This is a genomic window from Micromonospora sp. NPDC049903, assembly GCF_044460945.1.
In the GTDB taxonomy this organism is placed as follows: domain Bacteria; phylum Actinomycetota; class Actinomycetes; order Mycobacteriales; family Micromonosporaceae; genus Micromonospora.
Genome location: NZ_JBITKL010000001.1, coordinates 577,326 through 587,321, shown reverse-complemented (window position 1 = coordinate 587,321; position 9,996 = coordinate 577,326). Strand labels below are relative to the sequence as shown.

Genomic DNA, 9,996 nt, shown 5'->3' with positions numbered 1-9,996 from the left:
GTCGCGACGCTAGCCCGCCCCTGTGACAACGCCCCGTCCGCCACCGGCGACGAGCCCACGTCACCGCGGACGGAGGCCCGCCACCCAGGACAACGGCCCACCAAGGACAACGGCCCGCCGCCACCAAGGGCGACGGGCCGTCCGTGGTCAGAGCGCGGTGCGGATCGCCTCGGCGAGGGTCACCGGCGGCCGTCCGAGCAGCGTGGCCAGGTCGTCACCCTCGACGTACAGCTCACCCTCGGCGGCACCCCGGTCGGCGTCGGCCAGCACCTCCGCGTACCCCTGGGGGAGTCCGGCACCGACCAGCACCTCGACGTACTTCTCCACCGGCAGGTCCAGGTAGCCCACTTCCCGACCGCTCTGCCGGGACACCTCGGCGGCCAGCTCGCCCAGGGTGAACGCCGGCCCACCCAGCTCGTACACCCGGTTGGTGTGTCCCTCGCTGGTCAGCACCACGGCGGCGGCCTCCGCGAAGTCCGCGCGGGCGGCGGCGCTGATCCGGCCGTCACCCGCCGCACCCGCCACCCCGTGCTCCAGGTACGTCGGGAGCTGCGGGAGATAGTTCTCCAGGTACCAGCTGTTGCGCAGCAGGACGTACGGCAGCCCGGAAGCGACGATCTCCTGCTCGGTGGCGCGGTGCTCGGTGGCGAGGATCAGGCTCGACGTGTCGGCCTTCGGGATGCTGGTGTAGACGACCAGTCCGACCCCGGCCTCCGTGGCGGCGGCGACCACGTTGCGGTGCTGTGCGACCCGCCGGCCCACCTCGCTGCCGGAGACGAACATCAGCTTCTCGGCACCGGCGAACGCGGTCCGCAGCGACTCGGGATCGTCGTAGTCGGCCTGCCGGACGGTGACGCCGCGCCCGGCCAGGTCGGCGAGGCGGCCGGTGTCCCGGCCGAGCGCCACGATCTGCCCGGCCGGTATGCCCCGATCCAGCAGCGAGGTGACGATGAGCCGGCCGAGGTGCCCGGTGGCACCGGTGACGACGATGGACATGGGTACTGCTCCCTCCACGGAAACTGCCTGACGTCGGAGGCAACCGGAAGATCGCCTGACCACTTCCCGTTGGAGAGTAGGCACCTTGAAGTGCGCCACATCCTGATGGAGAGTAATAGCGTGGAACCCGACCTGTACGACCGGAAGTGCGGCAGCCGACAGGTCCTCGACCGGATCGGGGACCGGTGGAGCGTTCTGGTGGTGCTGACCCTCGCGAACAGCCCCAAACGGTACGGCGAGCTGGCCCAGCGGATCGACGGCGTGAGCCAGAAGATGCTCACCCAGACCCTGCGTGGCCTGGAACGCGACGGCCTGGTCACCCGCACCGTGCACGCCACCGTCCCGCCCCGGGTCGACTACGAGCTCACCGACCTGGGGCACGACCTGCGGTCACTGGTCGCCGGCCTGGAAGCCTGGGCGACGGACCACCTCGCCGAGGTGGAGGCCGCCCGCGCCCGCTACGACGCCCGCGAGCAGGATCAGCGCTAGCCTGCGGTCAGGGGCGTCGGGAGGTCGGTGGCGGCGCGGACCACCTGGTCGATCAGGCCGTACTCGCGGGCCTCGTCGGCGGTGAACCAGCGGTCCCGGTCCCAGTCGCGTTGGACCTCCTCCAGCGGGCGGCCGCTGTGCTGGGCGATCAACTCCAGCATGGTCCGCTTGACGTGCAGCATGTTCTCCGCCTGGATGGTGATGTCGCTGACCGTGCCACCGAAGCCGCCGTGCGGCTGGTGCATCACCACCCGGGTGTGCGGCAGCGCGTACCGCTTGCCGGCGGCACCCGCGCAGAGCAGGAACTGGCCCATCGAGGCGGCCAGGCCCAGCGCCAGCGTCGCCACGTCGTTGCGGACGAAGCGCATCGTGTCGTAGATCGCCAGCCCCGCGCTCACCGAGCCGCCCGGCGAGTTGATGTACAGATGGATGTCCCGGTCCGGGTCCTCCGCCGCGAGCAGCAGGATCTGGGCGTTGATCCGGTTGGCGACCTCGTCGGTCACCTCGCTGCCGAGAAAGACGATCCGCTCTCGCAGCAGCCGCTCGTACACCTGGTCGCCGAAGGTCCGCTGACCGTCGTCCAGCATCGTGACCATCTCGTCCACCTCCACCCGCCGGTGGGCGACCTCCGCCGCTCGGGAACCGGCCCGTCCAGCGTGCGCCGCCTGGGTGGCCGTTCCCCAGCACTTCTGCCCGGGGCAGATCCGCCCACGGCAGAACGGGTCCGGCGGTCACCGTCCTGCTGGTCGGCCCAGCCGTGACCACGCCCCGGCCGCCACCAGGTCCCCGGCGAGCAGCCGGGGCGGGACAGACGGCGACCTCGTCGGTGCCGCGCCGACGAGCCTGAGGGCGTGGGCGGATCAGCTCGACAGTGGTTGCAGGTGACGTCCTGCCGGTTCGGCCGTGGCCTGGTCAGGGCCGTCGGCTCCCGCGTCGGCCTCGGCGGTGTCGCCGAAGACGATGATGCGAAGACCGCCATTGAAGCCGAATCCGCCGGACGGTCCGGCAGCGACACCACCGGCGACGACACCGCCAGCAACGACACCGCCACCGGTGGCGCCACCGGGGGCGAAGTCGCCGCCCAGCCGGGCGTACCCGCCGACCGTCGCCGACCCGCCGCTGCCCTGGAACCCGCCGGCCAGGCCGGTGCCGAGGGACGCGGTGTCGATCAGGCTGCTGCCGAATCCGATGCCGCCGAACTGCGCGACCGGGTGGGCGAAGCCGTCCGTGCCGCGCGGGACGGAGGCGGTGGGGTTGCCACCCCGGACGGCCGGGACGTAACTGCCCTGGGGAGTGGTCGGGGCCGGCCGCTCGACCCGGCGCAGCTCGTCGCGTACCTCTCCGAGCAGGTCGGACAGGGGGAGGCCGAGCGCCCGGGAGACCGCGCCGAGCACCTCGGAGGAGGCTTCCTTGCGCCCCCGCTCGACCTCGGAGAGATAGGGCACCGACACCCCGGCGGCCTCGGCCACCTCGCGTAGCGTGCGGTGCTGTCGTTGGCGCTGGCGGCGCAGCACCGCACCGATCACCCGTCGCAGCAACGTCATGCGTGGGCCTCACTCTCGCCGGTCTGCGCTGACCGTACCCATCATGCCGGGCCGACGCCCGCCGCGCCGCCCCTCGCTGCGCCACCCCGCCGTGCGGATCGGCGGGCAGGGGCTATCTTGTGGGCGTGCAGTCGACCGAGTCGGGCCAGGCCCCGCGGTGATCCACTTTCCCGCGCAGCGGCGAGGTCCGCTCAGCGCGTTGAGTCTGCGGCTGGCCGCCGCCGTCGGACTGGTGCTCGCCGTGGTGACGGTGGTCTACCTCGACCGCGACGGGTACCGGGACGTCAACGAGGACGGCATCACGCTCCTCGACTGCTTCTACTACGTGGTCGTCTCGCTCTCCACCACCGGGTACGGCGACATCACCCCGGTCAGCGACTCGGCACGGCTGATCAACGTCCTGTTCATCACGCCGGCCCGGGTGCTGTTCCTGATCATCCTGGTCGGCACCACCCTGGAAGTCCTGACCGAGCAGTACCGGACCGGCCGCCGCCTGCACCGGTGGGAGAGAAAAGTGAAGGATCACGTCATCATCTGCGGCTACGGCACCAAGGGCCGTAGCGCGGTCTCGGCGTTGCTGGAGAACGGTTTCGAGAAGTCCCGGATCGTGGTGGTGGAGCGCAACGGCGCGGCGCTGCGGCAGGCCACCTCGAACGGGCTGGTCGCCATCGAGGGCTCCGCCACCCGCTCCTCGGTGCTCAACCAGGCACACGTGCGGACCGCCAAGGCGGTGATCATCGCGACCGACAGCGACGACGCGTCGGTACTGGTGGCGCTGACCGTACGGCAGCTCACCGCCGGACAGGTGCGGATCATCGCCGCCGCGCGGGAGGCGGAGAACGCGCCGCTGCTCAAGCAGAGCGGCGCGCACCACGTGATCGTCTCGTCGGCGACCGCCGGGCGGCTGCTGGGCCTGTCGACCTCCGCGCCGCCGCTGATCGACGTGGTGGAGGATCTGCTGACCCCCGGTCAGGGGATGGCACTGGCCATGCGCTCGGCCGAGCGGAACGAGGTGGGCCGGAACCCGCGCGAACTGGAGTCCCTGGTGATCGCCCTGGTCCGGCGCGGCAAGGTGGTCACCCTGGCCGACCAGGCGGGCGCGGTGGTCGAGACCGGCGACATGCTGGTCCACGTACGCGACGACCGACCCACCGCCAACACCCTGCCCTGATCGCCGACCCGGGTCAGCAGAGGACGTCGGGGTTGTCCCGGATGGCCTCCGTGCAGGTCGCCGGCCCGCCGCTGCTGGCCCGCCGCAGCAGGTCGTAGAGCGTGTCCCGCTCGGCGGGGTCGAGTGCGGCGAGTACGTCGTCCTCGGCTCCGGCCAGGGCGCACTCGGCCTCGTTGAGCCGCTTCGTCCCGTGCTCGGTGAGGCTGACCACGTGTCGACGGCGGTCCTCGGGGGAGCGGCGACGCTCGACGAGCTCCGCCGTCTCCAGGTCGTTGAGCAGCCCCACCACGTTCGTGCCGTCGAGTTGCAGGCTGCCCGCCAACGCCTGCTGACTCATCTCGCCGGCCTCCCGCAGCACGGTGAGCGCGACCAGGTGCCGGGGCCGCAGGCCGAGCGGTGCCAGCACCGACTCCGACCGTAGGCGCATCCGGCGGGCCAGGAACTCGAGCAGGGCGCCGGAACGACGCTCCCTGTGCTCGGCCGGCCCGGCAGTCATGTGACCGAGTTTACCCCCACCGCGAAACATTGGCCTGCTATAAATAGTTGGCGCTACACAAACCATCTGTGAGGGGTTAGCCAATGCCGCACCTGTTGCACATCGACTCGAGCATCCGGGGAGAGCAGTCGGTCAGCCGCCGGCTCACCGCCCGCGCCGCCGCCGCGTGGCAGGCCGCGCACCCCGGCGGCACGATCACCTACCGCAACCTCGGCAAGGAGCCGCTGCCGCACCTCGACGAGGCCGCCGAGACGGCCCGGCGGACGCCGCCCGACCAGCGCACCCCGGAGCAGCGCCGCACCTGGGAGCTGACCGAGCAGGTGGTCGCCGAGGTGCGGGCCGCCGACACCGTGCTGCTCGGGCTGCCGCTCTACAACTACGGCGCGCCGAGCAGCGTGAAGAGCTGGGTGGACCAGTTGATCGCGCCCGGCCTGTCGTACGACCCGACGACCGGTGCCGGGCTGCTCGGTGGCCGGGAGTTCATCGTGCTGGCCTCCCGGGGCGGCGGCTACGGCGCCGGCACTCCGCGTGAGGGCTGGGACCACGCCGCGCCCTGGCTGCCGCACGGTCTGTCGATGACCGGCCTGGAGCCGAGGTTCATCGGTTGCGAGCTGACCCTGGCGCCGAGCGTCCCGGCCATGTCCGAGCTGATCCCGCTGCACGAGGAGAGCCTCACGGTGGCGCAGCGGAGCATCGACGAGCTGTGGGTGCCGGCCACGGTCTGACCCGGTACGGAAAACGGCCGGGCCGCCCCGTCAGGGGGCGGCCCGGCCGTTTCGGATGATCCGGTGGCTCAGAGAATCGTCCAGGTGTCGCCGCTGCCCAGCAGGCCGGCGAGCTGCTGCTCCGGCGTCTCGGTGACCTTGGCCTGGGCCTCGGCCACCTGCCCCTGGACCACGCTGTCGTACGACGGCCGGCGTACCGACCGGAACACCCCGATCGGGGTGTTGCGCAGGTCGAAGCCGGGCAGCCGGGACAGCGCGAAGGCGTACGCCGGGTCGTCGACCGTGGCGTCGTGCACCACGATCTCCTCCGCCGGAGTGGACGCCGTCTCGCGGACCTCGAGGCCGAAGCCGCGCGGCGGGTGCACCACGCAGAACTGCCCGTCCTTGCCGAACGTGATCGGCTGGCCGTGCTCCAGCCGGATCAGGTGGTCGTCGCGGACGCCCGGCTCCTTGAGCTGCTCGAACGCGCCGTCGTTGAAGATGTTGCAGTTCTGGTAGATCTCCACGAAGGCCGAACCCTCGTGCTCCGCCGCCGCGCGCAGCACCGACTGGAGATGCTTGCGGTCCGAGTCGATGGTGCGGCCGACGAAGGTGGCCTCCGCACCGAGCGCCAGCGACAGCGGGTTGAACGGCGCGTCCGCCGACCCGACCGGCGTCGACTTCGTGATCTTGCCGACCTCGGAGGTCGGCGAGTACTGCCCCTTGGTCAGACCGTAGATCCGGTTGTTGAACAGCAGGATCTTGAGGTTGACGTTGCGGCGCAGCGCGTGGATCAGGTGGTTGCCGCCGATGGAGAGCGCGTCACCGTCCCCGGTGACCACCCAGACCGACAGGTCCGGACGGGAGACCGACAGGCCGCTGGCGATCGCCGGGGCACGCCCGTGGATCGAGTGCATCCCGTAGGTGTTCATGTAGTACGGAAAGCGCGACGAGCAGCCGATGCCCGAGACGAAGACGATGTTCTCCCGGGGGATGTTCAGCTCCGGCATGAACTGCTGGACGGCCGCGAGGATCGCGTAGTCACCGCAGCCGGGGCACCAGCGCACCTCCTGGTCGGACTTGAAGTCCTTGGCGGTGAGCTTCAGAGCGACGGGCTCAGACATTCTTCAGGACCTCTTCCAGCATCGACTCCAGCTCGGCGGCGGTGAACGGCAGGCCGCGGACCTGGTTGTAGCCGATCGCGTCGACCAGGTAGCGGGCCCGGATCACGTGGGCGAGCTGGCCGAGGTTCATCTCGGGGATGACCACCCGGTCGTACGCACCGAGCACCGTGCCCAGGTTCGCCGGCATCGGCGCGAGGTGGCGCAGGTGCGCCTGGGCCACCGGCAGCCCACGCTGGCGCAGCGCCCGGCAGGCGGCACCGATCGGGCCGTACGTGGAGCCCCAACCGAGCACCAGCACCCGGGCGTCGCCGTCCGGGTCCTCGACCTCGACGTCCGGCACCGGGATGGTCTCGATCCGGGCCGCCCGGGTCCGCACCATGAAGTCGTGGTTCGTCGGGTCGTACGAGATGTCGCCGGTCTTGTCGGCCTTCTCCAGACCGCCGATCCGGTGCTCCAGCCCCGGGGTGCCGGGCACCGCCCACGGACGGGCCAGCGTCTGCGGATCGCGGAGGTAGGGCAGGAAGGTGGTGCCGTCCTCGCCGTTCGGCGCGGTGGCGAACTCGACCCGCAGGTCGGGCAGGGACTCCACCTCGGGCAGCAGCCACGGCTCGGAGCCGTTGGCGACGTAGTTGTCCGACAGCAGGATCACCGGCGTGCGGTAGGTCAGCGCGATCCGCGCCGCCTCCAGCGCGGCGTGGAAGCAGTCCGACGGCGACTTCGGCGCGATCACCGCCACCGGCGCCTCGCCGTGCCGCCCGAACAACGCCATGTTGAGGTCGGCCTGCTCGGTCTTGGTCGGCATACCCGTGGACGGCCCGGCCCGCTGCACGTCGACGATGACCAGCGGCAGCTCCAACGCCACCGCGAGCGAGATCGTCTCGCCCTTCAGCGCGACGCCGGGACCGCTGGTGGTGGTGACCCCGAGCGCGCCGCCGTACGAGGCGCCCAGCGCCGCCCCGATCGCGGCGATCTCGTCCTCGGCCTGCATGGTGGTGACACCGAAACGCTTGTGCTTGCTCAGCTCGTGCAGGATGTCCGAGGCCGGGGTGATCGGGTACGCCCCGAGGAACACCGGCAGGCCGGAACGGACCCCGGCGGCGACGAGACCGAGCGAGAGCGCGGCGTTGCCGGTGATGTTGCGGTACGTCCCGGACGGCATCTTGGCCGGCTTGACCTCGTACCGGACGGCGAAGTCCTCGGTGGTCTCGCCGAAGTTCCAGCCCGCCTTGAAGGCGGCGATGTTGGCGGCGACCAGCTCCGGGCGCTTGGCGAACTTGCGCTCCAGGAACCGCAGCGTCGAGGAGTACGGGCGGGAGTACATCCAGCTCAGCAGCCCGAGAGCGAACATGTTCTTGGCCCGCTCGGCGTCCTTCTTGGACACGTCCTGCTCGGCCAGCGCGCCGATCGTCATCGAGGTCAGCGCCACCGGGTGCACCGCGTACCCGTCGAGACTGTCGTCGTCGAGCGGGTTGCTGGCATACCCGACCTTGGCCAGGTTGCGCTTGGTGAACTCGTCGGTGTTGACGATGATGTCGGCCCCGCGCGGCAGGTCGGCGAGGTTGGCCTTGAGTGCCGCCGGGTTCATCGCCACCAGCACGTTCGGCGCGTCGCCGGGCGTGAGGATGTCGTACTCGGCGAAGTGCACCTGGAAGCTCGACACACCCGGCAGGGTGCCGGCGGGTGCCCGGATCTCGGCCGGGAAGTTGGGCAGCGTGGAGATGTCGTTGCCCAGTTGCGCGGTCTCGGAGGTGAACCGGTCGCCGGTCAGCTGCATGCCGTCGCCGGAGTCACCGGCGAACCGGATGACCACCCGCTCCAGTTGGCGGATCTGCTTGCTCACGGCCGCACCCCGCTCCGTCGTGCGTGGCCCGCTCGGCTGAACTGGATGGTGACCTCGCCTTGCCCGGCCACGAGACCTCCTTGACGCGCCGCTGCACCGGCCGTCCGCGAAAGGTCCGGCCCGCCTGTCATTCCTCACCCAGAGCCTACGTCGGATCGAGGCTCCGCCTGCCCCGGAGGTCCGCCGACTGGGACTGGATTGTGGGGGTCTATGCGGCCCCTTGGGGGGTTTCGCCCGGCACGCCGTAATCCAGATCACCGCCCAATCCGGGCGGACCGCCAGGGATTGACCCGACCCGCCGACGGTTTCCGCCGGTAGGCTGATCGATCGTGACCGGTTACCTGGGCTCGTACGCGACGCTCGGGCTGTTGCTGCTCGCCGGCGTCCTCTTCCTCGTCGTCGCCTTCTCGGCCAACCGGGTGCTGCGCCCGGCCCGCCCGGCGGACCCGCCCGGCAAGCGGGCCAACTACGAGTGCGGTGTCGACCCCGTCGGCGGCGACTGGGCGCAGATGCAGATCCGCTACTACGTCTACGCCTACCTGTACGTGCTGTTCGCGGTCGAGGCGGTGTTCCTCTTCCCCTGGGCGGTGGTCTTCGACCGACCCGGCTTCGGCCTGGTCACGGTCGTGGAAATGGCGATCTTCGTGGCCATCCTCGCGCTCGGCCTGCTGTACGCCTGGCGTCGCCGGATCCTCGACTGGACCTGACCCCGGTCAGGCCAGCCCGCGCCGGGTCACCGTGGGCGGGCGGGTGCCCCGGATGGACGCCACCATGTCGAGTACCCGGCGGGTCTGACGGACCTGGTGGGCCCGGAAGACCCGGGCACCCAGCCAGGCGGAGACCGCCGTGGCGGCGAGCGTCCCCTCCAGCCGCTCGGCGACCGGCAGGTCCAACGTCTCGCCGACGAAGTCCTTGTTCGACAGGGCCACCAGCAAGGGCCACCCGGTGTCGGCCAGCTCACCGAGCCGCCTGGTGATCTCCAACGAGTGCCGGGTGTTCTTGCCGAAGTCGTGCGCCGGGTCGATGAGGATCCCGTCGGGACGTACCCCGAGGGCCACCGCCCGCTCGGCGAGCCCGGTCACCGTCGTCACCACGTCGGCCACCACGTCGTCGAAGGCCGCCCGGTGCGGCCTGGTCCGTGGGCTCAGCCCTCCGGCGTGCGAGCAGACCAGCCCGGCCCCGGTCCGCGCGGCGACCCGGGCCAGCGCCGGGTCCGCACCCGACCAGGTGTCGTTGAGCAGGTCCGCACCGGCGGCCACCGCCTCCACCGCCACCTCGGCCCGCCACGTGTCGATGGAGATCACCACGTCCGGGAAGGCGGCCCGGACGGCGGCGATGGTGTCCACCGTCCGTCGGATCTCCTCGGCCACGTCCACCTCGGCACCCGGCCCGGCCTTCACCCCACCGATGTCGACGATCTGCGCGCCCTCGTCCACGGCGCGGGCCACCGCCCGCAGCGCGCTGTCCGCCTCGTACGTCGCGCCCCGGTCGAAGAAGGAGTCCGGAGTGCGGTTGACGATCGCCATCACCACCAGCTCGTCGGGACCGAAAATCCGTCCACCGAGCCGCAGCTCCCCGGCCACGCCGCCTCCTCCATCGCCGTACGCCGCCGGCCGCTCACCCGGCCGCCGA

General features: G+C 71.3%; 10 protein-coding genes and 1 pseudogene. 4 read left to right on the top strand and 7 right to left on the bottom strand.

The window, feature by feature from the left end; genetic code table 11:
* Nucleotides 1-147: 147 nt before the first annotated feature.
* Complete coding sequence (locus ACIBO1_RS02760; protein WP_396740914.1) at nt 148-996, bottom strand: SDR family oxidoreductase; 849 nt, start codon at nt 994-996, stop codon at nt 148-150.
* A 105-nt stretch (nt 997-1,101) separates the two neighbouring features.
* Here ACIBO1_RS02760 and ACIBO1_RS02755 point away from each other — a divergent pair, with 105 nt between their 5' ends.
* Nucleotides 1,102-1,485, top strand: a complete 384-nt coding sequence (locus tag ACIBO1_RS02755; RefSeq protein WP_396740912.1) for a winged helix-turn-helix transcriptional regulator — start codon at nt 1,102-1,104, stop codon at nt 1,483-1,485.
* Here the strand turns inward: ACIBO1_RS02755 and ACIBO1_RS02750 are convergent.
* Nucleotides 1,482-2,081 carry a ClpP family protease gene (locus ACIBO1_RS02750; RefSeq protein ID WP_396740911.1) on the bottom strand — a complete coding sequence of 200 codons (600 nt, stop codon included), beginning with the start codon at nt 2,079-2,081 and terminating at the stop codon, nt 1,482-1,484. The genes ACIBO1_RS02755 and ACIBO1_RS02750 overlap by 4 nt on opposite strands.
* A 316-nt stretch (nt 2,082-2,397) precedes the next feature.
* Nucleotides 2,398-3,029, bottom strand: a pseudogene (locus ACIBO1_RS02745) (helix-turn-helix domain-containing protein).
* A gap of 157 nt (nt 3,030-3,186) precedes the next feature.
* On the opposite strand from ACIBO1_RS02745, the gene ACIBO1_RS02740 reads away from it, so the two are divergent.
* Nucleotides 3,187-4,200 carry a potassium channel family protein gene (locus tag ACIBO1_RS02740; RefSeq protein WP_396740909.1) on the top strand — a complete coding sequence of 338 codons (1,014 nt, stop codon included), beginning with the start codon at nt 3,187-3,189 and terminating at the stop codon, nt 4,198-4,200.
* A gap of 13 nt (nt 4,201-4,213) precedes the next feature.
* On the opposite strand, the gene ACIBO1_RS02735 is transcribed toward ACIBO1_RS02740, so the two are convergent.
* Nucleotides 4,214-4,696 carry a MarR family winged helix-turn-helix transcriptional regulator gene (locus tag ACIBO1_RS02735; RefSeq protein ID WP_396740907.1) on the bottom strand — a complete coding sequence of 161 codons (483 nt, stop codon included), beginning with the start codon at nt 4,694-4,696 and terminating at the stop codon, nt 4,214-4,216.
* An 83-nt stretch (nt 4,697-4,779) separates the two neighbouring features.
* Here ACIBO1_RS02735 and ACIBO1_RS02730 point away from each other — a divergent pair, with 83 nt between their 5' ends.
* Entirely contained in the window at nt 4,780-5,421 is a 642-nt protein-coding gene (locus tag ACIBO1_RS02730; protein ID WP_396740905.1) for an FMN-dependent NADH-azoreductase, read from the top strand.
* A gap of 68 nt (nt 5,422-5,489) precedes the next feature.
* Here the strand turns inward: ACIBO1_RS02730 and ACIBO1_RS02725 are convergent, their stop codons facing one another.
* A complete protein-coding gene (locus ACIBO1_RS02725) occupies nt 5,490-6,524 on the bottom strand; it encodes a 2-oxoacid:ferredoxin oxidoreductase subunit beta (protein ID WP_396740903.1) in 1,035 nt (344 codons plus the stop codon).
* The gene (locus tag ACIBO1_RS02720; protein WP_396740901.1) at nt 6,517-8,364 is read right to left on the bottom strand and encodes a 2-oxoacid:acceptor oxidoreductase subunit alpha; all 1,848 of its coding nucleotides are present in this window, start codon (nt 8,362-8,364) and stop codon (nt 6,517-6,519) included. Before ACIBO1_RS02720 ends, ACIBO1_RS02725 begins: the two co-directional genes overlap by 8 nt.
* Nucleotides 8,365-8,693: 329 nt before the next feature.
* Here ACIBO1_RS02720 and ACIBO1_RS02715 point away from each other — a divergent pair, with 329 nt between their 5' ends.
* A complete protein-coding gene (locus ACIBO1_RS02715) occupies nt 8,694-9,071 on the top strand; it encodes an NADH-quinone oxidoreductase subunit A (RefSeq protein WP_396740900.1) in 378 nt (125 codons plus the stop codon).
* A gap of 6 nt (nt 9,072-9,077) precedes the next feature.
* Here ACIBO1_RS02715 and folP read toward each other — a convergent pair whose 3' ends face one another.
* Nucleotides 9,078-9,947 carry a dihydropteroate synthase gene (gene folP / locus ACIBO1_RS02710; RefSeq protein WP_396740898.1) on the bottom strand — a complete coding sequence of 290 codons (870 nt, stop codon included), beginning with the start codon at nt 9,945-9,947 and terminating at the stop codon, nt 9,078-9,080.
* Nucleotides 9,948-9,996: the final 49 nt, after the last annotated feature.

What these genes read in the sequence shown, in the direction of transcription:
- ACIBO1_RS02760 (WP_396740914.1), bottom strand. Translation starts at nt 996, where the DNA reads ATGTCCATCGTCGTCACCGGTGCCACCGGGCACCTCGGCCGGCTCATC.
- ACIBO1_RS02755 (WP_396740912.1), top strand. Translation starts at nt 1,102, where the DNA reads ATGGAGAGTAATAGCGTGGAACCCGACCTGTACGACCGGAAGTGCGGC.
- ACIBO1_RS02750 (WP_396740911.1), bottom strand. Translation starts at nt 2,081, where the DNA reads ATGGTCACGATGCTGGACGACGGTCAGCGGACCTTCGGCGACCAGGTG.
- ACIBO1_RS02735 (WP_396740907.1), bottom strand. Translation starts at nt 4,696, where the DNA reads ATGACTGCCGGGCCGGCCGAGCACAGGGAGCGTCGTTCCGGCGCCCTG.
- ACIBO1_RS02730 (WP_396740905.1), top strand. Translation starts at nt 4,780, where the DNA reads ATGCCGCACCTGTTGCACATCGACTCGAGCATCCGGGGAGAGCAGTCG.
- ACIBO1_RS02725 (WP_396740903.1), bottom strand. Translation starts at nt 6,524, where the DNA reads ATGTCTGAGCCCGTCGCTCTGAAGCTCACCGCCAAGGACTTCAAGTCC.